This window comes from Bradyrhizobium sp. CW1, assembly GCF_023100665.1.
Taxonomy (GTDB): Bacteria; Pseudomonadota; Alphaproteobacteria; order Rhizobiales; family Xanthobacteraceae; genus Bradyrhizobium; species Bradyrhizobium canariense_D.
Map to the genome: position 1 here is coordinate 1,676,867 of NZ_CP064684.1, position 23,951 is coordinate 1,700,817.

The window sequence follows — 23,951 nt, forward strand, 5'->3', positions numbered from 1 at the left end:
AGCTGCGCTATCGTCCTGGCGGCGGGGACCTTCTGCAATTGTTGATGGCTGATAGTCTCGTACGCCGCCGTCGCGTCGTCCATTCCGCCACCACGCGCAGCGATCCCTTGAAGCCTTGTCCCTTCAAGCGGCGCCAGAGCTCGGCACCGTTGCGACAGCCGCCTGACCACTGCGCGTCCAGAAACGGCAGATGCCCGTCCAGGGTGCTTTGACGGGTGCGGAACATATCCGTACCGCCGCCGCGGCTAATTTGGCGAACCAGATTGCGACTATGTCCTGTGCGGCGGACGATCTCCTTGAGCGGCACACCGTCGCTGACGAGAGCCGTAATTGAGGCATGGCTGTCCTGGCGCTGCAGATAGCCCTGATAGCGCAGCTTTTCCGCACAGGTCAGCAATTCCGGGTTGATCGTCGTCGCTCCGATTGCGGTTCGGATTCTGTTCATGGAGCGGCGCACCGCATCAAGGAAGGCCGCGCTCGCATTTTCCATCAGATGCCAGCGGTCGGCGACTTGGATGGCGTTCGGCAGCGCCTTGGCTGCTGCCTCGCCGTATCCACCACCGCGATCTCGCGACACAATGTTGATCGCTGGGTGCTTCGATAGCCACGCCCGAACGGTCGCAGTTTCCCGGTCGGGCAGCAGGGTAACGATCCGCCGGCGCTCCAAATCGCACACGATCGTCCCGTATCGATGGTTTCTCCGGAACGCCCAGTCATCGATGCCCACAACAAGCAATGGATCTGTCGGCATCGCCGCCCGCCGGCGGACCACCCGTAGCAAGGTATCGTTGCTAACGGGCAGCATGAGCCGCTTGGCGAAGCTTGCCGCCGGCCGGCCGCCCAGCGCCAACCCCAAGTGATGGACGATGTATTCCAGCCGTGCCGTCCGGCGCCGTCGAAGCGGAACGATGTCTTCTCCAAACCGCTCTGAGAAGATCCGCCGGCGGCAATGCGGCACCTCACATGTGAAGCGCCGCGTGAGCAATCGGAGGCGCACCTTTCTGCCCGCTGATGGCAAATCAGCCACGTGCCGGATGTAACGGCTATGGATTCGGCGCGATGCTGTCGTGCACAAAGGGCACTGGGCCTCCGTAGCCTCTGACCGAACAGCCAGAATAACCGAATCCTCTGAATCACTTACGCCATCAAACACCAAACCACTCGGTACGAGCGATGAAATTCGAAAGCCTGTCCGCATGGCGCTGATTCTCCGTTTGAGAACACAGTCGCCCGGCAAACTTCATCAGAAATGAGTCAGACCCGAACTTTGACCCCCATCGGCTTCCAACATTGACCCACAATTCTTCAACATTCTGACGGCTGATCAAAGGATTGGTCATTCCTCGCAGGGGTCAACCTTTGGCGCCGATAAGGGGGCAAATTGCGCGCCGAATAACACCCTCGATGGCCCAAGACATGCAGAAGGCCGTCGCACTGACATCGAATTCCTCGTTGCTTCGTCGTGAATGAGCGCGGAAAGCTGGGAATAGCTTCCCCGCCAACGCCGCACTGACTAACATCGTCAAACGCGTTGAAAGCGGTGAGCTGAAGCCGGATCCGAAGCACATCATCGAGCTGCAATTGAACTGAGCGGCGCCCTTACAGTCTCTCCCGCCAATCTTCCTGGAAGGCGCCGCGTTTTCTTGCGAGCGCACGCCGGATTGCTGCGCCCTGATGATTACGCATGTCCGCGGCCAACCTCGCGGTTGCTCGAATTAGAAATCGACCGAAAGAAGTTGGATTATAGGGGCCGCTGCAGCTACTCTCATGGTCGGCTGGACGGCGAGCCAATTTGTCGGACCTGCCGCTTCGAGGAAATTGTTTGCTTCGGGCCCGGCTCGCTCTTTGAAGGGGCGCATTCCAGACTTTGGAAGGCGACGCGCCGGCAGTGAGCTGCGTTAAAGCAGAGAAGGGGAGCTTGAGCGCACTTACCCGGGACGGTATGTTAATCGAATTCACTGTGGCGCAGCGCACCATCACCGCGCTGCCGGTATACCTAGCTTATATTCGTGGGGCGGCGTAATGAGAGAGTGCAGCCATGTCGAATGAACCTGTTGAGCTAGACGCGCTGGTTGTTGGTGCGGGCTTTGCGGGCCTTTACCAGCTGTTTCGGCTTCGGGATAACCTTGGCTTGAAAGTAAAGGCAGTAGAAGCAGCTCATGGTGTTGGGGGCACGTGGTTCTGGAATCGCTACCCTGGGGCGCGGTGCGACTCTGAAAGCCATGTCTATTGGTATACGTTTTCCCTTGACTTAATGCGACAATGGGAATGGTCCGAACGCTATCCGGGCCAGGCAGAAATTCTGCGTTATCTGAATTTCGTGGCGGACAAGCTTGACCTGAAACGCGACATTCAATTTGGTACCCGGGTTGCGTCCGCGCACTACGACGACGCCTCCAACCGCTGGCATATCCGTACAGAAACGGGCGAGACCTTCATCGCGAAGTTTCTCATCACCGCCGTCGGCTGCCTGTCCACTGCCAACGTACCCAAGATTCCAGGGCTGGAGACCTTCAGGGGTGACTGGTACCATACGGGGCAGTGGCCGCACGAAGGCGTCGGGTTTGCGGGCAAGCGAGTGGGGATGATCGGCACGGGATCGACCGCCATCCAGGCAGCCCCGGTGATTGCCGCTCAAGCCAAACACCTGACCGTATTTCAGCGTACCGCGAACTATTCAGTACCAGCACGCAATGTCCCGCTAACGCGGGACTTCAAGCAATACGTCAAAGATAACGCTCGCGAAATCCGCGCGACCACACATCAAACCTACAATGGCATGGGATTTAAGGTCGCTGAACGCAAAGCGATCGACACGCCGCCAGAGGAGCGCGAGAGGATTTATGAGGAGGCCTGGGAGCGCGGCGGGCTGCAGTTCCGCGCATCCTTTGAGGACATGCTCATTTCAAAGGAAGCAAACGACACGGCTGCCGACTTTATAAAGAAGAAAATCCGTTCGATTGTGAAGGATCCCAACACCGCGGCGGTGCTCGCTGACATCGATCATCCCTATGCAGCCAAGCGCCCGCCGATCGATACGGACTATTTTGAGACCTACAATCGATCGAATGTCACGCTCGTGGACGTGAAAGCTGCTCCAATCCGGCAGATCTCCGAGACCGGAATTCGCACGGATGAGGCCGAGTACCCGCTGGACATCATCGTTTTCGCGACAGGGTTCGATGCGATGACCGGACCGCTGCTCAAGATGGATATCTGCGGGCGCGGCGGGATGTCACTGAAGGATGTCTGGGAGGCAGGACCGCGCAACTATCTAGGTTTGCAGGTCGCTGGTTTTCCAAACCTGTTCACCATTACGGGGCCCGGCAGTCCATCGGTCTTGTGCAACATGCCCGTAGCCATAGAACAACATGTCGACTGGATCGCAGATTGCATCCATCATATGCGGACTAACGGACTGGAGCGGATCGAGGCACGGCCTGACGCTGTCGAAAAATGGGTGAGCGAAGTCAATGAGGCTGCTGCCCGAACACTGCTGCCGCAGGCAAAGCATTCCTGGTATCTCGGGGCGAATATTCCGGGCAAGCCGCGGGTGTTCATGCCATATGCCGGCGGCCTGGTCCGTTATCGTGAAATCTGTCAGAACGTCGTTTCCCGCGGGTACGAAGGTTTCGCCCTATCATAATCGTTAGCTACCGGCAGGCGCAGGTCGCCGAACTCGTTATCGAGGAGGCGGATCCGGGTTCGAGCGTATCCGCGATATCGAGGCGGCGTCGCGGGGCGCCGCTGGGTTCGGCCCGTCCGTGTGCCGTCGGCTCAACCAGCGTCCGGCCGCTTCGAGCCGATCGAGCCGGTCCGGCCGACGGACGTTGTCAAGGTCCGGCAGGTCTTCGCCGAGCCGATCGCCGCTCCCGAGACCATCCAGCGCTATGTCCGCAAGCTCGTTGTCATGCTTTGCGCCCGGGCTCGAGGCGCGGGGCCTCAGGGCGCGTCGGCTGGCTCTGCTGTTCGGACCCGGCGACGATGTGCAGGCCGTCCGCGTCGGGACGTCGATGGCGACGCGGGACGTCAAACGGCTCACGCGGCTGGTCGGTGACCAGATCGAAAAGGTCCGTTAGGGATAGGCTTCAAGCCTAGCGTCTTAGTTTGGCCCGTCAGCCTTTGTCGGGAAATTTGACCGCCCGCAGGGAAGTCGCTTTGTCCGTCTTCGCGACCGGCGCGTCGACCACGAGGCTGTCGAACTCCATCTTCGCCGACGGCTTTATCACCGGATCGGCGGGCAGAGCCTCGAACGGTGCATACCACGGCGCCTTCTCGATCGCGCCGCCTTCCAATGCCTTGGCCATCAGCTGGCCGATCTCGGGGCCGGTGAGGGGGGCTAGGCCATCGTCCGCATGCTTGTAGAGCTGTGGGCAGAAGTATAGCGCGTGGATCCGCGGATCGTACCCGTCCAGAACCAGGAAGTATTCCGGCTTCCGGAAGAGCTTTCGCTTCTTCACCAGCTTGCGGTCCCGCGTTGTGAGGGCGACGCGAAGCTTTTCGCGATCGTTCCCGACGATGGTGGCGGCTTCCAGCAGGATTACCCAGTCCTTCGTGCTGGTGTTGTCCTCATGGATGGGAACCAGGCTTCCTTGCTGCTTTCCGAAGATTGTCATGCGTTTTCATCCTGCCCGAGGCGGCGTTTCCCTGCTGCATACGCGGCAACTGACGTTACGCATAGCCCGGGCCCGCGCAATCAAAAAGTCCACAGCATCACGGACGGGCCGAACCGACATTGTTAGATATCTCCCGGAGCCCCTGAAGAAAGGATGCCGCACCTTCCGTCCGACTAGTTCGCGCGGTATTCGACTTCCGCGAAAACTTGGGCGCGGGACTCAGACGCCCTTTTGAGCGATGCACTTGGCGTACGGCTTGGTTTTCCTGATCAACGGGTCCAGACGCCTCTGGAGCTCGGTGGTGGAAGTCTTGCCGAATCTGCGGTCACCTTGCCCCGCCTACACGAGGTCGGCGCCCTTGCGGCGGCCGCCCTCGTGTGGGGAGTCCGCCACCTTGGACACCACGCCCTCCAGCCCTGAGCCGCACGCACGCCGGTGCAGCTCGATCCGGTCATGCTTCAGCCGATCGATGGACCCGTGAGCAAGCGGATGGACTCCAGAAGGCGTTCAAAGCGCTACGGTTTTGACGCATGCTGCCGGATTAGGGACGCGGGGCGGCCTGTGTGTAGCCGGTGGCGTAAATGAGGGGGACCTTCGGGTGACTGTCCGTGCATTTGATTGGACCGGCGCATCCTGTCGGGGACCCCGACAACATCACGTCGGTTGAAGACCAGATCTGGAGTGGCCTGCGTACACAGTTCGAGGGCGCGCTCGCCGCTCTCGGCCTCAAGTATATTGTGTCCGTGACTCTCCAATATCTACAATGACGTCCCGGATCAGGTCTTCGTCCTCGACAACAAGCACTCGCAACCGTCCTCCTAACCGCCTCGGCAACACGCTCTGTACTCGCGAGTCCCTGTTCGAGGTCCTCCAGATCGGATCGACAATCTCTCCGTGTCATTCGCCCTGCAATATTGGCTCTGACGCAGTTTTGGTGCAGCCGTGATCATGTATTACCGATCAAGCGGGCGCTGAGCAGGTCAAGTTTGGCGCGGCCGTACATTTGACGCTTTACGGGTTTGAGCTGGGTGATCTGCCCTTCGGTCTGCCCGTTGGACCAAGATGTTGTAATTGCCGCGGTGATGGCGGCCTTTTTTTGACGCCATTAGGCGCGCGAGCGTGTGACTTCGAGCTTCTGAAGGCCCGCACTCGCGTCCGCCGGATCAGCCTGTCCCCGGGCCGGCCGGAGCGGTGCCCCCAGACTGGCAAACGCTGCTGCATGAGTATGTGGCAGCTACTGCCTCGAGGCTGATTTTCCGCGCGCGTTCCTCAGAACGGCGGCTGCTGATACCCTTGGGACAAATTTCATGTCGGCCTCGCTCTCGCTGCTGCTGGCGGGGTGATCTGCGTTTGCGGCCGATGACATCGCTTTCGATCTCGGGCAAGACCTTCCTTAAAGGCAAAAAGCCTGGCGTTCGGGAGGATTTCATGAGCTACCAGCACATCATCGTCGACGAACCGCGTCCGCGCGTCCGGCGTATCACGTTGAACAGGCCGGAGAAGCGCAACGCGCTGAACAATCGCCTGCGCAGCGAAATTTTCGAGGTGCTCGAAGAGGCCGATCGCGACGGCGAAGTCTCGATTACGATCTTACGCGGCGCAGGGCCTTGCTTCTCTGCGGGCTACGATCTCTCCGCCGACAATCGCGTCGACCAGCCCTATCACTCGGCCTCAGGCCCGGGCCAGTGGTCACGCCACGTGGTCGAAGGCTGGTTTCGGATCTGGGATCTCGCTAAGCCCGTGATCGCGCAGGTGCACGGCTACTGCCTTGCGGGCGGCACCGAGCTCGCCACCGCCTGCGACGTCGTCTACGTCGCCGAAGATGCGCAGATCGGTTATCCTCCAGTGCGTCTGATGAGCCCGCCCGACATGCAGTATCATCCTTGGCTGCTGGGCATGCGCCGCGCCATGGAACTGATGCTAACTGGCGATGCGATGTCCGGCCGCGAAGCTGCCGATTGGGGGTACGCGACGCGGTCGTTCCCGCTCGCCGAGCTCGACGAGAAGACGCTCGATTTCGCCGAGCGCGCCGCCAAGGTGCCGGTCGAGCTGCAGCAGCTCAACAAGCGCAGTGTCCACCGCGCGATGGAGATCATGGGCGCCCGCGCTGCCATTCGAGCCGGCACCGAGATCCAGGCGCTGGCCTTCACCACTGAGGCGAGCAGGGCCTACATGGGCAGTTTTCGCCGCGACGGCAGCAGCGTGAAAGACCTCCTCGACCAGCGCGATACGACTTTCGGCGATTATCGAACGAAGAAGGAGTAGAGCGAGGGCTTGTCACCACGCGGCAGTTCGTAAAATGGTAGAGCGGAGCGAAACCGTCATCGCTCCTCCACAAGAAGGACAAAGGATTCGCTGCTCTGTACAAATCCCTACAAGCTCCACGTCTGGTCGTAGAAGGCCGAGGCGGCACTTCCGCTGTCTTGTGGCAAGGCGCTGCACGAAACGATTGAGCGCGCTATCTTATCTTAGTCGATGGTCGAAGCGTCGATTTAATTAGCTGCTTGACTAACAACATCGACCGTCCTCATATCGAAAAAAATCAGGCGCGACGCGCCATTGGGACGGAAATGCTCGATTTCACGCAGCAATTGATTAGCGGCGTAGCGTTGGGGTGCGTCTATGGGCTGATCGCCCTTGGGTTCGTCCTGATCTACAAGGCGACCGAAGTGGTGAATTTTGCGCAGGGCGAAATCATGATGCTCGGTGCCTTCATGTCGGTCACCTTCATCACGACGCTTGGGCTGAATTACTGGTTGTCGTTCCTGCTGTGCGTGATCGCAATGGCGATCCTCGGCGCGATCATGGAACGGCTCGTGCTTCGTCCCATCCTCGGTTATCCGCAATTCTCGATCGTGATGGCGACGATCGGTCTTGGGCTCGTGATCCGGGCGCTCGTTGGCATTATCTGGGGCACGGACGATCTGCGGATCGAGACCCCCTTCACCGACGGCGTCTTGACGATCGGCAAGCTCGTCATCGCCTGGGACGCGCTTTCCATCATCGTTGCGACGGTGCTGCTCTGCACCGCGCTCTACGCCTTCTTCCGCTACACTCGGGTCGGCATCGCGATGCAGGCGACGTCGCAGAACATGCTCGCGGCGTATTACATGGGCATCCCGGTCAAGCGGATGTTCTCGCTGATCTGGAGCCTCTCCGCCATGGTGGCGTGCGCCGCCGGGATCTTGCTGGCACCGATCACGCTGGTACATGCCAATCTCGGCTTTCTCGGCATCAAGGCATTTCCGGCGGCCGTGCTCGGCGGCTTCGGCTCGATTCCCGGGGCGGTCGCCGGCGGCATCACCATCGGCATCGTCGAATCGCTGTCCGGCTTCTATCTGCCTGAGGGATTCAAGGACGTCGCGGCCTATGTCGTCCTGCTCGCGGTGCTGCTGTGGAAGCCGCAGGGCCTGTTCGGCCTCAACGCCGTCAAGAAGGTGTAAGGCATGGCGCACCATGTCCGCACCGGTTATGGCGACAGCGATCCGCTGTTCCCGTCGAAGGCCGCAGTGTTCTGGTACGCTGTTCTGCTCGCAGGGCTGATTGCCGCGCCCTACGTGATCGAGTCTTATTATCTCAGCCAACTCGTGTTCATCATGATCTACGCCATAGTCGGCGTGGCGCTGAATATCCTGTCCGGGCAGGCTGGGCAGGTCTCGATCGGTCACGCCGCCTTTCTCGCCATCGGCGCCTATTTCACCGCGGTGGCGCAGAAGCACGGCGTTCCGCTGGTGCTCTATCTCCCGCTCGCCGGTGTCTTCACAGGGATCGCGGGCTACCTCGTCGGGCTGCCGGCGCTTCGCCTGCACGGGATCTATCTCGCCATTGCCACGCTCGCCTTTGCCTTCATTGTCGAGGAGATCATCGCGCGATGGGAGAGCGTCACCCACGGCAATGAGGGATTGATGCTGCCGCCGCCGAGCGTGTTTGGGCTGAAGCTCGGCACCGAAGGCTTCTATTACCTCTGTCTGCTCGTCACCGTGCTGGTGATCCTCGCCGCCATCAACATCATCCGGTCCTCGACGGGACGCTCCTTCATGGCGATCCGAGATTCCGAGACCGCCGCGCGCAGCATGGGCATCGACACCGCGCGCTACAAGACCACGGCGTTCGCGCTGTCGGCCGGCATTACGGGAATCGCGGGTGCGCTCTATGCGCACAAGATGTCGTTCATCTCGCCGGAGATGTTCAGCCTGGCTGTCTCGATCGATTTCGTCATGATCATCATCATCGGCGGGCTGGTGAGCCTCCGGGGCGCGGTGTTCGGCGCGATCTTCATGATCATGGCCGATCCGTTGCTGATCATCCTCAAGGACAAGGTGCCGGTGTGGAGCGAGGCCATGATGCACGGTCTGTTCCTGCCGGAGACCGTGACCCAGGCCGTTCAGACCGGCGTCCTTCGCGTCGTCAACGCGCCCGGCCTGAAGTCGCTGATCTTCGGCATCATCATCATCGTCTTCATCATCTACGAGCCGATCGGCCTCGACGGCCGCTGGCAGCGCGTGAAGGCCTATTTCAAGCAGTTTCCGCTGGCGCGCCAACGCAGCGCACGCCCACCCCGCATGTTCCTGAAGTCCGAGCGCCGATGACCTTCTTCGACGTAAAGAACCTGACTGTGAAGTTCGGCGGTCTCACGGCCGTGGACAACGTCTCGTTCGGGATCAACGAGGGCGAGGTCTTCACTATCATCGGGCCGAACGGAGCAGGCAAGACCACGCTGTTCAACCTCATTAGCCGGCTCTACACGGCGAGCGCGGGCCAGATCATCTTCCGGGACGAGGACGTCACGCGTCTTTCGGCGCAGCAGATCGCCGGGCGCGGCATCGCCCGTACGTTCCAGAACATCGAGCTGTTCGAGAGCGCCTCCACCTTGCAAAACCTTCTGGTCGGCCGACACCGGCACTCGACCACGCGGGCTTGGCAGGACATTCTCCGCACAAAGAAGGTTCGCGCGGAGGAAGTCGCGCACCGTCGTGCGGCCGAGGAGGTCATGGACGTGTTGCGGCTGCAAAGATACCGCGACATCACGATCGGCGCGCTTCCCTATGGCGTCCGCAAGGTGATCGAGGTTGCCCGCGCGCTGTGTGTCGGTCCGACGCTGCTGCTACTCGACGAGCCCTCGTCCGGCCTCAACGTCGAGGAAACCAATGCCATGGCGGAGTGGATCCTGGAGATCAACCGTCGTCTCCGCGTCACCGTGCTGATGGTCGAACATGACATGTCGCTGGTTAGCCGCGTCTCCAACCGCGTGCTCGCGCTGAACTACGGGAAGATGATGGCGCTCGGCACGGCCGCCGAGGTCCAGGGCCAGCCGGATGTCATTGCAGCCTATCTCGGGACATGACGATGGACGCGCAGCCAATCCTTCGTCTCGCCAATGTCGAGAGCACCTACGGGCCGATTACCGCGATCCGCGGCATCAGCCTCGACCTGATGCAGGGGCAGATCGTCACCGTGCTCGGTGCCAACGGCGCCGGCAAGACCAGCATTCTCAAGACCATCTCCGGCGTGCTCGATCCCATAAAAGGGACGGTCGAGTTCGAGGGCCGCAAGATCCGCTCCATGGAGCCGGACAAGGTCGTCCGGCTCGGCATCAGCCACGTGCCGGAGGGACGCGAGGTCTTTCCATTCCTCTCCGTCCGCGACAATCTGCGGATGGGCGCCTACATCCGCAAGGACAGCAAGACCATCGCCAGTGATCTGGAGAAGGTGTTCGACTATTTCCCGGTGCTGCGCGAACGGCAGAACCAGATCGCGGGACAGCTCTCCGGCGGCCAGCAGCAGATGCTGGCAATCAGTCGGGCGCTGATGAGTCGCCCGAAAGTGCTGCTGCTGGACGAGCCGTCGCTCGGGCTCTCGCCGTTGCTGGTGAAGGAGATTTTCACGATCATCCGCCGGCTCAATGCGGAGGAGGGAGTCTCAATCCTGCTAGTCGAGCAGAACGCCAAGATGGCACTGGAGACGGCGCATTACGGGTACGTGCTCGAGGTCGGCCGTGTGGTGATGCACGACACTTGCGCCAATCTGCTCCAGTCCGACCAGGTCCGCGAATTCTATCTGGGTATGCACAGTGAAGGTGGTCATGGCGGGCGCTGAAAACGAGGCACTCTCGGCACGTCTTGCCGCGGCCCTCGCGGCGCACGGCGCGGCGACCGTCATGCGCTCGAAGCGTTACGGGCTCTGGCAGCCGCTCAGCGGCACGGAGGCCGCGACGCGTATCGCCGCGATCGCCCGCGGCCTGCGCGCAGTCGGTATGCGGGACAACGACGTGGCGGCCATCTGCGGCGACACCTGCGCGGATTGGGTGCTCGCCGATCTCGGCATCATGGCCGCTGGCGGCATTTCGGCGGGTCTCGACGCTGACGCTAATGCTGAAGAGTTGGCGCGAGTCGTCAATCTGTTTGAGGTCACCATTCTGTTCGTCGCCGGGGACGCGCATCTGCACCGGGCGCTCGGCATCCGGGATCGTTGCCCGGGATTGCGACTGATCGTCGTCATGCACGAGCAATGGGACGACGGCGCGCGCGTCGGCCACGTGATGACTCTGGCCGAGCTGCAGGCCCGCGGCGCGAGCGCCGAGCTGCTTGCAGGGCCTGCCGCGGCCTCGATCGCGGCCATCGTGATGACCTCGGGCGTTACGGCGCCGGCACGCGGTGCCTTGCTCACGCAGGCGGCCCTCGGCCGGCAGGCTGCGCGCGCCGCCAGTGAGCTGCGGTTGAGCGCGAGCGACGAGCGTTTGTCGTTGACGCCGCTGCATCATGTGATGGAACGCGTGGTCGGCGTTTACGCCTCGCTGCTCGCGGGCTGTATCATCAACTTTCCCGAGAGCCGCGAGACGGTGCTCGCCGATCTCAGGGAATTGCAGCCGACCGTCGTGCAGGCGCCGCCACGGATGTGGGCGAAGCTGAAGTCCGGCGTCGAACTCGCTGCGGCGGAGGCGACGAAGTTTCAGCGCCGCATGGTCGCGCTGGCCGTGAAGCCCGGAAGCGACGGACCGAGCCCCATTCTCGATGCCTTGGTCCTGACGCGGGTCCGCACTCGCCTCGGTCTATCGCGGGCACGACTGTGCCTCACGACGGGGGCGCCGGCGCGCGCCGATGTTGGTGCCTGGTTCGCGGCGATCCGGCGGCCGCTTACCGATGCCTATGGCCAGGCCGAGTCCGGCGGGGCCGTGACGCTGGCTCCGCATCGCGGCACGCCCAGAACGCTCGATGGCGTTACGCTGGAGACGCTGGTATCAGGCGAAATCCGGCTAAGGTCCGATACGCTGTTTGTTGGTTACGCGGGCGAGACTGAGAACGCGGTCCGCGACGGCTGGTGGCATAGCGGCGATGTCGTCCATTCCGGCCAGCCGCATCCCGCTGGACGTGTCGCGGATCAGCTCGACTGCGGCGCCGCGTCGCTCAGAAGCGAAGCCGATCTCGTGACATCGCCCTACGTCGCCGATGCCTTCCTGCATCGCGATGACGAGGGAAGGGTGATTGCTGCGGTGTTGATGGACGCTGATTCAGTCATCAAGTTCGCGCAGGACAACAGCATTCCATTCACGCACTTCCTCAGCCTTTGCCGCTCCGACGACATCCGCGCACTGATCGGCTGCGTGATCGCGCAGACCAATGCGCGGGCGCCCGTAAAAATCGACGATTTCACCTTGATCGAGCGTTCGCTCGGTCCTGGCGACCCCGAGATGAGCGCCATGCTCGTGCTGCGTAGACGATTGCTGCGTCCTAGAGAACATTCCGTAACAGCAAGCGCCATTTCACAGAGCGCATAACCGAAAGCCCTGGAGGTATACCATGACTTCACGTTTCCTTTTGTCAGCCGCGATCGTCGCGCTCACGGGTTTGCCGGCGCAGCCCGCGCTCGCACAGTTCAAGACGCAGGGCGTTACCGACACTGAGATCGTGATCGGCACGCATATGGATCTCTCCGGGCCGATCAAGTCATGGGGCGTTCCCGCTTCCTCGGGCATGAAGCTTGCAGTCGAGCAGATCAACGCCGCCGGCGGCATCAACGGCCGCAAGATCAAGCTCATTCTGGAGGACGACAGCTACGATCCGAAGAAGGCCGTGCTGCAGACGCAGAAGCTCATCGAGCTCGACAAGGCGTTCTCGATCGTGTCCGCGATGGGCTCGGCCACGACGCTGGCGCCGATGCCGCTCGTGCAGGGCGCCGGCCTGACGCATCTATTCCCGATCACGGCCGCCGAATTCACCTTCAAGATGGATCCGGCCAAGCCCGAGGACAGGCTGAAGTTCAACATGTTTAGCCCCTACTACGACACGATGCGCCTAGGCATCAAGTACGTGATGGAGAAGAACGGCATCAAGAAGCCCTGCATCGTCTATCAGGACGACGAGATGGGGAAGAATTTTACCGATGCCTATTCCGATCAGCTGAAGGATTTGAAGGTGCCCGAGGCCACCCGCGTGTCGTTCAAGCGCGGTGCAACCGACTTCAACTCGCAGGTTGCGCGCATGAAGGCGGACGGTTGCGATCTCGTTGCGCTCGGCTCCGTGGTCCGCGAGTCCGTCGGCATCGTCACCGCCGCCAAGAAGCTCGGCTGGACGCCGCTTTACGTGGTGTCGTCACCGAGCTACGTGCCTGACCTGCACGATCTCGGCAAGGACGCCACCGAAGGCATTTTCGGTGTCGGCCAGACCGAGATTTTTTATCCCGATACGGCAACGGGCAAGGTGAAGGAATTCATCGAAGCCTATCGCAAGATGTTCGGCATCGATCCCAATCTGCAATCCACCTCGGGCTATGACGGCGCCATGGCGTTCGCGTTCTATGCCGGCCTCGCCGGCAAGAACCTGACGACGGATTCTCTCATCGCTGCGATGGAATCCGGCAAGGTCTTCGAAGACATCTTCGGTGGCGCGCCGGTGTCCTTCTCCAAGGACAATCATCTCGGCGTGTCCGCCGCGACCATTGGCCAGATCAAGAACGGCCGCTGGGTGACGATCGCAAAGAACCAGTCGTACAAGAGCGAGAAATAGACGGTTGAGAATGACGCGACGCCTAAGCTGCAGGCATCGCCGTCGAGCTTAATGCTCGTAGGATGGGTAGAGCACTTGCGAGCCCATCATACTTGCGGCGAGGGGAAGCCGATGGAGGCCGAAACCGCCAAAGCCCAGACCGTCCCGCCGAGTAGGTGCGCTGCCAGGCCGGCAACCCTAGTCGCCGGGCCACTTCATACCCTGTCATTTTCGCAGAAGACGGCCGAACTGAAACGCTGCATATTGCCGCCTGGGATCGAGTGATCATGCCGCCGAGAGCCGACGAGGTTGAAGGTCGGGCCCCAGCGTCTCGGCCAGGGCTTCCGGATCGTACCGCACGATCGGGAGCCCGCTGCACCTTTCGGGACCATCGGGCGCGAACGTCGCGATGATGACATGACCGCCTGGGCGAACCGCTTTCTTCAGGCAAGCGATGTATGCATCGCGGTCGGCGGGGTCCGTCAGGAAGTGGAAAGCGGCCCGATCATGCCACAGGTCGAAGGTATCCGAAGGATTCCAGGTGGTGACGTCCGCAACAATCCAGGCGACCGCCTCGCCGCCGCGACCAAGCCGCTGTTTGGCTGCTTCAAGCGCCTTGGCGGAGAGATCCAGGATCGCTACCCGGGTAAAGCCCCGTTGCACCAAGCCATCAACCAGCCGTGAAGCGCCGCCTCCGACGTCAATTATGCCGTCGTCAGTCGAGATGCCGGTTTCGGTGATGAGATCGAGCGACGGAGCCGGATCCTCCTGAAACCAGCTTACTTCCCTTTCCGCTTTCGTCGCGTATACGCTCTGCCAATGAGCCTGGCGGTCGAGGTCGTTCATGGCTTCCGTCCCTCCATCGTTTCAAGGTGCATAGATGGCCATCCCCCCGATCCTTGAGAACAAGGACCCCTCGGCTCCCTCCGTTTTCATGCCGGCTGCCTTGATGCGGGAAGCACGCCGACAGAAGAACATCGAGGCGGTCGGCGTCCCCTCCGTTTGCCTGCTCGATCCGGACGGCGATCTCGTGCGCCATCTCCGCCGGACCGGGCGCGCAAAGCCCTTCGGAGGCTGGCCATGCTATCACACTGAGCTCGATGTGTTCTCCCTTGCCGGAAGGGAGGTCGGCATCGTCGGACGGGCCGTGGGGGCCTCCTTCGCCGTTCTGGTCGCCGAGGAGCTGTTTGCCAGCGGCTGTCGCCTCCTGATCAGCTTGACGTCCGCTGGGCAGATAGTCGCTGCCGGCGAACCGCCGTACTTCATCATCATCGAACGGGCGCTTCGCGACGAAGGGACTAGCTACCACTACGCTCCGCCTTCGGAGTATGCCAGCGCGTGTCCTCACCTGCTGGAAGTCGCGAAAGAGGCAATCAAACACGGCGCACCGCGAACTATCGCGGGCGCAAGTTGGACCACGGATGCTCCGTTCCGCGAGACCAGCCAAGCTGTTCAAGCAGCCGCGGACCGGGGAATACTTGCGGTCGAGATGGAAGCGGCCGCGCTGTACGCCTTCGCCGGCGCCACCGAAAGCAAAGTCCTCTGCGTCGCTCACGTGACGAACACGATGGCTCAAACGGGCGCGGACTTCGAGAAGGGCGAAGACGACGGCGCGGTGGATGCGTTGGCGATACTGGGCCCAATAGTAGCTGCTTTGGCCGAAGAATAGAGGGGTTCGTCTCCTCAATCGGCTATGCTCGGCGCGTTGCACAAAACCCCCTTCCTCACCTCACCCAGCAGGCTCCAGTAAACGCAATACGGTGGGCTTCGTCACTTCCGGCGCTTGTCCCTTGGTGTTGTCCTCGGGAGGCAAGCGGAAGCCCTTGAACAGCCCGAAGATCGCCGGGATCACGACCAATGTCAGCAGCGTGGATGAGATCATTCCGCCGATCATCGGCACCGCAATGCGCTGCATGATCTCCGAGCCCGTCCCGGTGCTCCACATGATCGGCAGCAGGCCCGCCATGATGGCGACCACCGTCATCATCTTGGGGCGGACGCGCTCCACCGCGCCCTCCATGATGGCGTCATAGAGGTCGCCGCGGGTCAGGGCCCGCCCCTCGGCGGCACGCCTGGCCGCGGTCTCCGCCAGCGCCTGATTGAGATAGATCAGCATGACGACGCCGGTCTCTGCGGCGACGCCGGCGAGCGCAATGAAGCCAACGGCGACCGCCACCGAAAGGTTGAAGCTCAACCACCACATCAGCCAAAGCCCCCCGACCAGCGCGAACGGCAGCGAAAGCATCACGATCATCGTCTCGACGATCGAACGGAAGTTCAGGTAGAGCAGCAGGAAGATGATCAGCAGCGTGACGGGCACGACGATTTTCAGCCGCGCGGTGGCGCGCTCCAGATATTCGTACTGACCGCTCCACATCGCGTAGTAACCGGGCGGGAACTGAATGCTGGCCTGCACCGCAGCTTTCGCGTCCGCGACGTAGCCGCCGAGGTCACGGTCGCGGATGTCGACATAGATGTAGGTCGCAAGCTGCCCGTTCTCGGTCCGGATCGAGGTTGGACCGCGCGTAGGGGCTACCTTCGCCACCTCGCCGAGCGGCACAGCGCCGCCGGCGGGCATCGGCACCAGCACATCGCTCGCGATGGCCTGCGGATTGTCGCGCAGATCGCGCGGATAGCGCATGTTGACGGTGAAGCGCTGCCGCCCTTCCACGGTCGTGGTCACGGTCTGGCCGCCGAGCGCAGTCGCAATCGTGTCCTGAACGTCCTGGACCATGATGCCGTAGCGCGCCAGCGCGGCACGGTTGGGGGTGACTTCCAGATAGTAGCCGCCGATGCCACGCTCGGCATAGGCCGATGAGGTGCCCGGCACGGCCTTGAGGACCTGCTCGATCTGCTTGGCGAGCTTGTCGATCTCGACCAGGTCGGTGCCAATCACCTTGACGCCGATCGGCGTTCGTATGCCCGTGGACAGCATGTCGATGCGGGCCTTGATCGGCATGGTCCAGGCGTTGGAGACCCCGGGAAACTGCAGTGCCTTGTCCATTTCGGCGATCAGTCCGTCGATGGTCATGCCGGGGCGCCAATTCTCCTTCGGCTTGAGATTGACGATCGTCTCGAACATCTCGGACGGCGCCGGATCGGTCGCGGTTGCCGCCCGCCCCGCCTTGCCGTACACCGAGGGTCGCCACCCGGGATCCGCAGCGACATAGCTCAGCCGTCCTTTTGGGCCGCCCAGGAGGATCCCAGGCTTTTGGCCGGCCCTGACATCCCGTTTCGCTCCAACGCGCCCGTGCGCGCCGCACACCGGGGCAGTGGCAGCACCCCTGCACCTCGCGCTCCGTCACTCAGCGGGCGTCTTCAATCTGGCCTGGCCTGCACACGGAGGCCACATCAGTGCGGACGAGCCTTTTATCCTCCACTGCGCAATATCGCCGAATGGAACTGCGATATGGATCGTTAACTCCACAACCGCAGACTTCTGCAAGACGCACGGCTTCGCCTCCGTCTGTCGACTCAACCGGTCCTGTGCGTTCCCAGCGCGCGGGGACCGTTCCTTTTTCGCCCCATTCCTCGGCGGCAGAACCCCTCCGGCGCAGCGCGGCAGGGGCAGCGCTTCTGTGAGGTCAAACCAATCGCTCACTCCGTCCGCAGCTTCTCACGAAGGCCGTGAGCGACTTGGAGAGGAGGCGTTTACCACCTCGCCTGCCGCTGCCGGGCAGGCAAGCCGACATTAAGACCTCGGTGGGAACGTGCCGCGAACGGAGCCGCCTCCTAGATGTCAACCAGCCGCCGAGAAGTGGGCAAGTCCCGCGTCCCGCTATGGGTCGCGGGCTTTGTCGCGTTGGCTTGCGTTGCCATCCTCACCCTGAGCGGATGGCGGGAATGGGAAGCTCGCCAGGTCGACCTGAGAAACGCGGAAGTGGACATGGCCAATCTGGCCAGTTCGCTCACCAGCACGCCGAGGACATGTTCGAACTTGCGGACACCATCCTCGCCGGTATGGTCGATCGCATAGAGATCGGCCGAACGAGCGCCGGCGCATTGACCAAGATCCAGACTTTCCTTCAGGCGCGCAAGTACAACAGGAAGCGGATCCGCGGCATCTTCGTCTACGACGAAACCGGCCGCTGGCTGGCCACCACCGAGGACGTCGATCTGGCCGGCCTGAACAACAGCGACCGCGACTACTTCCAGCAGCACCGCGCGAGTGCTGACCGCGGCACACTGCTCGGCCGACCTGTCAAAAGCCGTTCGGGCGGCCAGTGGATCATCACCGCGTCTCGGCGCTTCAATCATCCGGACGGCAGTTTCGCTGGTGTGGTGCTGACGAGCATCGACGTCGCGTACTTCGCCGAATTCTACAAGCAGTTCGATATCGGTCCAAACGGCGCGGTGTCTCTGCGCAGCGGCGACGACCAGGGCGCCTATGTGGGCCGGGACCTCTCCAACTCGCCGCTGTTTTCGAATTTGGGAAACGGACCCAGTGCCAGCGTCTACTACTTCAAGTCTCCGCTTGATGGGCGGCAACGCCTGAGTTTCTATCGGTTGAGCACCCGTTATCCGATCCTGACGGTCGCGACCAAAGCAGAGGAAGACGTTCTCGAACCGTGGCGTCGGCAGGCGGCCGTGCGCATGACCATCGTCTCCGGCCTCACACTGGCGATCGCGCTCATCGGATGTTTTCTGGTGCGCTACCTCTGGCAGCGCCAACGCATGGCGGCGGCGTTGGTGGCGAAGGAGGCGGACTTTCGCCTGTTGGCCGAGCAGTCGAGCGACATCGTCATGCGCATCGGTCTGGACGAGCGAATCCTTTACGTCTCGCCATCCTGCACGCGCGTTCTCGGGTGGGAGCCTGCCAAGCTGCTCGGCACGCCGGCGCTTGCCGGGATCAATCCTGAGGATCGTCCCCGGTTGGAGCAGGCCATCAACTCCCTCAAGACGGGGGAAGCCGAAGAGGCGCGGATCATCTACCGGACTCGCACTCGGGCGAAGTCCGAGATCTGGGTCGAGACGGCGCTGCGGGTCACCCGGTCCGCGCTCAGCAACGAGATCGACGGAGTGGTCGCCATCTCACGGGACATGACTGAGCAAAAGGATCTGCATGACAAGCTGGCAACTCTTGCCACCTCCGATGGTCTGACCGGACTGGCAAACCGTCGCCATTTCGACGAACGTCTTGCCGAGGAATGGGCCCGGGCCAAGCGCGATGAAACGCCGCTTTCCTTGCTGCTGATCGACGTGGACCACTTCAAGAAATTCAACGACCAATACGGCCATCAGGCAGGCGATGCCTGCCTGCGCTCGCTGGGCAGGATTTTGGCTGAGCAGGTTCGCAGGCCCGCCGACCTGGCTGCTCGGTACGGCGGCGAGGAGTTCGCGCTGTTGCTGCCCAACACCGGCGCCGACGGATGCGCCGAGGTGAGTGAGCGAGTTCGGAAGGCGCTGCGCGAGCTAGGCATGTTGCACGCGCTGAATCCGCCTTCGAAGCTTGTCACGGTCAGCCTGGGAGGCGCCACCAACACCCCCATCCAGGGTGTCACCGAAGACGCCCTTGTCGCGACAGCAGACCGGGCGCTCTATGCGGCCAAGGAAAGCGGTCGCGATCGGCTGGTGATGGCAGGTCAGGTTATCCCTTGGCCCGGCGCAAAGAGCGCATGAGCCCAGCCGCTGTTGCCCGGCACTCCTGATGCTGAGGCGCAAGCGACCGCTGGCAGCGTTCCGCCCGCCATCCGATCAGGTCGTTCTAAGACGGGGTGGACGAGCGAGATTGAGGAGCGCCACCCACCTTACCATCTCGCAGATGCAGCTGGGCGCGGTAGCCGTCCGCCTTAATTTCTTAGACCCAGTCTTCGCCGCGCGGCGGCCTCTCGCGCAACGTGGGATTACACGGCTCGATGTAACCAGGAATAGCAGCTTTGATGGCGCCGTGGACGCGCGATACTCCCGAACGAGACTGACGCAACGCCACGGCACACATGCCGATTCAACGCGGTCGCGCTGATTCGTTCCGTTCCGCAGAAGTCTACATCTGCGCCGGAGCGAGCTTCCGGGGCAGGCTCGTCATGCATCCTAATGCGAGCGCTGCTTGATAGCAGCGCCAAGCCCAGATGGAGCGTTCTCCGAACTTTGCCTTCCACAAGCAGCCGGCGGGACCTCGGAACTGTTCACTTGCCGTCTGCGTCCTGCTGGGGGTGAGCGGAACAGGTCTCGCACTGGTTAAGCATGACAAGTCGGATCCAGAGGCCTTCCTTCACGCCTTTTTCTCTAGATTGCAATGCTTGCCCCGAACGGCCGTCATGGGGCGTTCGGCGCTCAGATCCCTGCTGCGCTACTGATGTTCGCGCAGCTGCCGCTCCAGCTCTATTGCTCGATCTGCGTTATAAGCGCGCTTCAGCAAGGACTTGCGTTCCTCTCCCGGAGGTTTCTGATCCGCCTGCTCTCGCAGAGTCATGGCGAACTTCGCCAGCCGAATTTCGAGAGAAACTGTTTGCTTGAACCGTCGCCTGCGTTTGATCAACATTGACACTCCCTTCCGTTGCTGGGCGGTTGTATCTCCGGCGGAATGGAAGCTGCAGGATCATAAGCTAATTGCGCCTGCGATTTATTTTCGGTCGGCCGTCGCAAATGTTATGGCGGGCGTGTCACCGGGCACCAGAATCTCGCGCCGTCAGTATCGGCGTGTGCTGGCGCGTTCCGCCCATCTGCCGGTATGAGACGGCCAGAGAAAAGCGACAAGCCACCAAGTAGCCGCGCAAGGCAGTGGCCGGAGAGAGGTGTGCTGATGCCGATCGAAGGAAAACATAAACGGGACGAAGAAGCCGACTTGCAACCCTCGGCGGCATTCGCTGTTCCCCTTCGGGCGGACGCAAAAGCCTTTGCTTTGCGCTCTCTACTCGGAGGTGGACAGCGCGCGTGCAAGCGCACGCGCGTCGACCGGCTTGTCAAACCGGGGGGCGTCAGCATATGCGCTCGGTATTAGCCACTGGTCATAGCCGGTGGCGAAGATGAACGGCACTGCTCGCGCGCGCAGATCGTCGGCTACAGGGAAAACCTTCTCGGCACCGAGATTCACGTCGAGGATGGCAAAATCGAGCGCCGACTCTCCTGCGACAAGCGCCAAGGCGTCTGCCACGGAGGCTGTGGGACCGATCACCGTCGCGCCGAGATCCTCGAGAGCCCTCGCAAGGTCGACAGCGATCATGTATTCGTCCTCGACCACCAGCACGTGTCGTCCTTCCAGCACCCTTCTCGCTGCATCAGCCATCCACAGCCCCATGGCTCTCAATCTCGGTTGCGATCCGGCAGCGCACGCCGTCGGGACCAAATTCCAGACAGGTCTTGGCATTAAGCTGGTAGGGGAGCGCGCGCTCAATCAGCTCGCTGCCGTAGCCCTTCCGAGCCGGACGGCCGCTTCCATGCGGCATCTGGACGCCGCTCTCGCGCCAGTCAAGCACGGCTCGCCGCTTGGACCCGTTAGCTCCCTCCAGCCCCCACAGAATCTCGAGCCTACCCGCCGGTTGCCTCAATGCCCCGTACTTGAGCGCATTGGTGGCGAGTTCATGGATCGCAAGCGCGAATGTTTGAGCTGAGCTGGGAGGCAGCATGGCCGGTGGACCGTCAATCGTGACCTTGCCCGGCTCTACACCACCGTCGCCGTGCGCCGTTAGCTCCAGCTCGATAAGCTCCCGCAGATCAATGGCGCCGTGGTCGACCCGCGCGAGCAGCCCCTGCACCCGGCTGAGAGCGCGCAATCGGCCCTCGAACTCGGTTGCGAATTGGTCTGTCGAGCCGCTGGTGCGGATCGTCTGGCGCGCGATCGACTGTACCACCGCAAGCAGGTTGCGGGTTCGGTGCTGGAGCTCCGCCAAGAGGACCTTTTGGCGTTCCTGGAGCCCTCGCATGTCGTGGACGTCTGTTGAGGTGCCGACCCAGTCGCTGTCCTCGTCCTGAGCGAGGCCGAGCGGCTTCGCCCTTGTCTGATGCCAGCGGTACTCGCCCTCTTTCGCTTCTCGGATGCGGTGCTCGACGTAGTATTCGCCGGTTGTACGAGCCTGCGTCCATTCCGCGACGGTCACATTACGATCGTCGGGATGGACCGCATCGAGCCACCCGAAGCCGAGACTTTGCTCGAACGTCACTCCGGTGAACACGATCCATTGCGGGCTGCCCCAGTTGCGCTCGCCGGTGCCGCGCGCGCGGAACACGAGTTGGGGAATGTTGGTGGCCAGCAGACGAAAGAGCTCCTCGCTTTTGCGGAGCTGCTCCTCCGCATTCCGGCGCTTGGTCAGATCGCGCAGGATCTTCACGAAGCCGCTCCCGTCCGCAAGTGGCATGATGGCCCCTGACCCCCAGAAGCGCGAGCTATCCTTCCGTACGTGCCAGCGCTCGTCTTCCGCCCGCCCTCGGGCGCGGCCCTCCTCACGCTCTTTTTGAGGAGCCATGGCAGCGCGGTCCTCAGGCGTGAACAGGATGTCGCCGTCGCGGCCGACGATCTCGTTGGCGGCGTAGCCCAACAGTCGCTCGGCCCCAACATTCCAGCTTGTGACAACGCCTTGTCGGTCTAAGGCCATGATCGCAAAGTCCGTTGCACTCTCCACCAGAAGGCGCAACATTTCGTCACTGCTGGGTGCGCCTCGTTTGGGTCGGCTAACTGGATCGTCCGTCACTTGCTGCCTCCACTTGGCCTGCAGGCCGGAAGGAGATCGAAGCCGGTCTGAAACGCCCTCGGAACTGCAATCGCGCGACAGAACGGACGTTCCTACGCGCATGCCATTGCGCGTGAGTAGATCCCTCGTCTCTTTGGGCCCCCGGCTCCGCCAGTACGTTCTTCTCGGTCCGGGCTCAATTCAGCAGCCGCAGACTGCTGGCCCGAATGGTTGAGCACGACCGCTCGCCGAATGCCGAGCTGATCTAGGCATTCCTGGACGGCTGGGCGTCCGGCGTCCTCATGACGCCGGGAGGCCGCGAGCTGTGCCCGATGGCTGGGGCGGTCGAAAGGCATCGCTCGGTGATTCTCCGCCGCCGGCTGCGGCAACCTCCTGTTATCGCCCCACGATTGGAGCGCCGGCGCTCAGAAGGGTAATAGGAACGGGTGCGTCATCTGCAACATTGCTGCTAAGCAGACAATGGGAGCCCTAAATGGCAACGCATATCGTGATGGACCACAGCGGCGATAGCCGTCACCACTTCAGTAATACGGATGCAAGGGCGCTGGCAGATGCCGAGCGGCGCTTCTTGGAAATGACGGGCAAAGGCTTCACCGCGGCGGCCCGCACTGCCGAAGGCGACGTGAGCAGGATCTCCAGATTCGACCCCACCGTAGAAGAGACGTTGTTTTTCCCGCGTCTTGTGGGTGGTTAGTCGGCTGGGCGAATGCATAACTCCCGTCGAGGCCGCTGGAGCGTGCGGGCATGGGCCGTAAGGCGGTTGTACCGCGCTTGCCGCGAAGAGAACACAAGCCATGCGCGAGCCCGGCAGCTGCTCCGCGCTTGGCTGTCGCCTCACCAGAAGATGCAATTCGAAGCGAATGGCCACTTTGACGTCGTCGGCTGTCACAGCGGGAAGCGATATCGCATCAGGCGAGGAACATCAGCGAATATCAACGAGCTCGACGGAAACGGCCACCTGGGCCCGGGATGGTGCTTTGTCCCTGCAGGCGCCTTGGCTGAAGGGGACGTCATGCTTGCGCAGAAAATAGCGCTGGAGACAAATGAACAAGGAGCGTTGGACGTTGCCAACAGCTTCCCCGGCCCGATGAGATGGCGCGGCCCATTCGCAAGCCATCCAAGATCTCACCCGATGGCAGAGCGGGCGCAGCCGGTGGGCCAGGACGCCAGCACTCCAAGAACGCCCTTGCTAACATATTAATGCTCGCCGTTGTCAGATGGGAGCCTAGCACCGGTCGGGAGGGTCATCGGGAGATCCGGACCTTCTCGATCGGCTTTGATGGCGTCGGGAGCCATTCCGGCGATGAGTTCGAGTATTCCGACCTCATCGCGCGCCAGTTCGGGACAAAGCACGAGCAGATACGAATCGACGGGCTTGGCGCGCTGGATGCACTCCCCGAGGCGATCACGTCCATGTCGGAGCCTATGGTCAGCCACGATGCGCTTGCGTTTTATCTGCTGTCTGCCGAGGTCTCAAAGCGAGTGAGGGTCGTCCAAACTGGACAAGGAGCGGACGAAATATTCGGCGGCTACAGCTGGTATCCCTCTTTCCTGCCTGCCAATGATGCCGCCGAGCAGTACCAAAACGTCTACTTCGATTGGAAGCACGCGGACCTGGTCAAGCTTCTATCCGGTGACTTTATCTCGGAAGACTTCAGCCGGGATTTCGCGGAAACGTTCTTCGCCTGAGCCGGTGCAGCATCTCCCGTCGACAAAGCATGATCTCC

19 protein-coding genes and 3 pseudogenes are annotated in these 23,951 nt (G+C 62.0%); 14 read left to right on the forward strand and 8 right to left on the reverse strand.

Annotated elements, in window-relative coordinates:
- Positions 1 to 7 precede the first annotated feature (7 nt).
- The gene (locus IVB54_RS08140) at positions 8 to 1,198 is read right to left on the reverse strand and encodes an ISL3 family transposase (protein ID WP_247777148.1); all 1,191 of its coding nucleotides are present in this window, start codon (positions 1,196 to 1,198) and stop codon (positions 8 to 10) included.
- Positions 1,199 to 2,038: 840 nt separating this feature from the next.
- Here IVB54_RS08140 and IVB54_RS08145 point away from each other — a divergent pair.
- Together IVB54_RS08145 and IVB54_RS08150 are read left to right on the forward strand one after the other, a co-directional pair.
- Positions 2,039 to 3,646 carry an NAD(P)/FAD-dependent oxidoreductase gene (locus IVB54_RS08145; RefSeq protein WP_247407138.1) on the forward strand — a complete coding sequence of 536 codons (1,608 nt, stop codon included), beginning with the start codon at positions 2,039 to 2,041 and terminating at the stop codon, positions 3,644 to 3,646.
- Between the two features lie 244 nt (positions 3,647 to 3,890).
- Positions 3,891 to 4,079 carry a hypothetical protein gene (locus tag IVB54_RS08150; protein ID WP_247407137.1) on the forward strand — a complete coding sequence of 63 codons (189 nt, stop codon included), beginning with the start codon at positions 3,891 to 3,893 and terminating at the stop codon, positions 4,077 to 4,079.
- Between the two features lie 36 nt (positions 4,080 to 4,115).
- Here the strand turns inward: IVB54_RS08150 and IVB54_RS08155 are convergent, their stop codons facing one another.
- Positions 4,116 to 4,616, reverse strand: a complete 501-nt coding sequence (locus tag IVB54_RS08155; RefSeq protein ID WP_247489450.1) for a hypothetical protein — start codon at positions 4,614 to 4,616, stop codon at positions 4,116 to 4,118.
- 222 nt (positions 4,617 to 4,838) lie between these two features.
- Positions 4,839 to 5,045 (reverse strand): annotated as a pseudogene (locus IVB54_RS08160) (DNA ligase); the annotation flags it as partial.
- A gap of 999 nt (positions 5,046 to 6,044) precedes the next feature.
- Here IVB54_RS08160 and IVB54_RS08165 point away from each other — a divergent pair.
- The 7 genes from IVB54_RS08165 to IVB54_RS08195 all read left to right on the forward strand — a co-directional run bounded on the left by IVB54_RS08165 (position 6,045) and on the right by IVB54_RS08195 (position 13,618).
- Entirely contained in the window at positions 6,045 to 6,881 is an 837-nt protein-coding gene (locus tag IVB54_RS08165; protein ID WP_247407130.1) for an enoyl-CoA hydratase-related protein, read from the forward strand.
- A 305-nt stretch (positions 6,882 to 7,186) separates the two neighbouring features.
- The gene (locus IVB54_RS08170) at positions 7,187 to 8,059 is read left to right on the forward strand and encodes a branched-chain amino acid ABC transporter permease (RefSeq protein WP_247407127.1); all 873 of its coding nucleotides are present in this window, start codon (positions 7,187 to 7,189) and stop codon (positions 8,057 to 8,059) included.
- Between the two features lie 3 nt (positions 8,060 to 8,062).
- On the forward strand, positions 8,063 to 9,205 hold the full coding sequence (locus tag IVB54_RS08175; protein ID WP_247407124.1) for a branched-chain amino acid ABC transporter permease: 1,143 nt from the start codon (positions 8,063 to 8,065) through the stop codon (positions 9,203 to 9,205).
- The gene (locus tag IVB54_RS08180) at positions 9,202 to 9,960 is read left to right on the forward strand and encodes an ABC transporter ATP-binding protein (protein ID WP_247407121.1); all 759 of its coding nucleotides are present in this window, start codon (positions 9,202 to 9,204) and stop codon (positions 9,958 to 9,960) included. Before IVB54_RS08175 ends, IVB54_RS08180 begins: the two co-directional genes overlap by 4 nt.
- 2 nt (positions 9,961 to 9,962) lie before the next feature.
- Positions 9,963 to 10,712, forward strand: coding sequence for an ABC transporter ATP-binding protein (locus tag IVB54_RS08185; protein ID WP_247407117.1), 750 nt, complete (start codon positions 9,963 to 9,965; stop codon positions 10,710 to 10,712).
- On the forward strand, positions 10,699 to 12,390 hold the full coding sequence (locus IVB54_RS08190) for an AMP-binding protein (RefSeq protein WP_247777149.1): 1,692 nt from the start codon (positions 10,699 to 10,701) through the stop codon (positions 12,388 to 12,390). The genes IVB54_RS08185 and IVB54_RS08190 overlap by 14 nt, the downstream gene beginning before the upstream one ends.
- A 22-nt stretch (positions 12,391 to 12,412) precedes the next feature.
- Entirely contained in the window at positions 12,413 to 13,618 is a 1,206-nt protein-coding gene (locus IVB54_RS08195; protein ID WP_247478678.1) for an ABC transporter substrate-binding protein, read from the forward strand.
- 264 nt (positions 13,619 to 13,882) lie between these two features.
- Here the strand turns inward: IVB54_RS08195 and IVB54_RS08200 are convergent, their stop codons facing one another.
- Positions 13,883 to 14,443 carry a class I SAM-dependent methyltransferase gene (locus IVB54_RS08200; protein ID WP_247777150.1) on the reverse strand — a complete coding sequence of 187 codons (561 nt, stop codon included), beginning with the start codon at positions 14,441 to 14,443 and terminating at the stop codon, positions 13,883 to 13,885.
- A gap of 34 nt (positions 14,444 to 14,477) precedes the next feature.
- Between IVB54_RS08200 and IVB54_RS08205 the strand changes: the two genes are divergently transcribed.
- Positions 14,478 to 15,266: a nucleoside phosphorylase gene (locus IVB54_RS08205; RefSeq protein ID WP_247407109.1), complete on the forward strand. Its 789-nt coding sequence runs from the start codon at positions 14,478 to 14,480 to the stop codon at positions 15,264 to 15,266.
- Between the two features lie 60 nt (positions 15,267 to 15,326).
- Here the strand turns inward: IVB54_RS08205 and IVB54_RS08210 are convergent.
- Positions 15,327 to 16,736, reverse strand: a pseudogene (locus IVB54_RS08210) (efflux RND transporter permease subunit); the annotation flags it as partial.
- A 597-nt stretch (positions 16,737 to 17,333) separates the two neighbouring features.
- Between IVB54_RS08210 and IVB54_RS08215 the strand changes: the two are divergent.
- Positions 17,334 to 19,216 (forward strand): annotated as a pseudogene (locus IVB54_RS08215) (diguanylate cyclase).
- 670 nt (positions 19,217 to 19,886) lie between these two features.
- Here the strand turns inward: IVB54_RS08215 and IVB54_RS08220 are convergent.
- The 3 genes from IVB54_RS08220 to IVB54_RS08230 all read right to left on the reverse strand — a co-directional run bounded on the left by IVB54_RS08220 (position 19,887) and on the right by IVB54_RS08230 (position 22,170).
- The gene (locus IVB54_RS08220; RefSeq protein WP_249808924.1) at positions 19,887 to 20,078 is read right to left on the reverse strand and encodes a hypothetical protein; all 192 of its coding nucleotides are present in this window, start codon (positions 20,076 to 20,078) and stop codon (positions 19,887 to 19,889) included.
- Between the two features lie 369 nt (positions 20,079 to 20,447).
- On the reverse strand, positions 20,448 to 20,822 hold the full coding sequence (locus IVB54_RS08225; protein ID WP_247403556.1) for a response regulator: 375 nt from the start codon (positions 20,820 to 20,822) through the stop codon (positions 20,448 to 20,450).
- On the reverse strand, positions 20,815 to 22,170 hold the full coding sequence (locus IVB54_RS08230) for a PAS domain S-box protein (RefSeq protein ID WP_247403555.1): 1,356 nt from the start codon (positions 22,168 to 22,170) through the stop codon (positions 20,815 to 20,817). Before IVB54_RS08230 ends, IVB54_RS08225 begins: the two co-directional genes overlap by 8 nt.
- A gap of 526 nt (positions 22,171 to 22,696) precedes the next feature.
- Here IVB54_RS08230 and IVB54_RS08235 point away from each other — a divergent pair.
- Genes IVB54_RS08235 through IVB54_RS08245 form a run of 3 tightly spaced genes read left to right on the forward strand, consistent with a single transcriptional unit; the run spans position 22,697 to position 23,913 of the window.
- Positions 22,697 to 22,918, forward strand: a complete 222-nt coding sequence (locus IVB54_RS08235) for a hypothetical protein (protein WP_247403552.1) — start codon at positions 22,697 to 22,699, stop codon at positions 22,916 to 22,918.
- Between the two features lie 12 nt (positions 22,919 to 22,930).
- Positions 22,931 to 23,425: a hypothetical protein gene (locus tag IVB54_RS08240; protein ID WP_247403549.1), complete on the forward strand. Its 495-nt coding sequence runs from the start codon at positions 22,931 to 22,933 to the stop codon at positions 23,423 to 23,425.
- Positions 23,425 to 23,913, forward strand: a complete 489-nt coding sequence (locus tag IVB54_RS08245; RefSeq protein WP_247403546.1) for an asparagine synthase-related protein — start codon at positions 23,425 to 23,427, stop codon at positions 23,911 to 23,913. Before IVB54_RS08240 ends, IVB54_RS08245 begins: the two co-directional genes overlap by 1 nt.
- Positions 23,914 to 23,951: the final 38 nt, after the last annotated feature.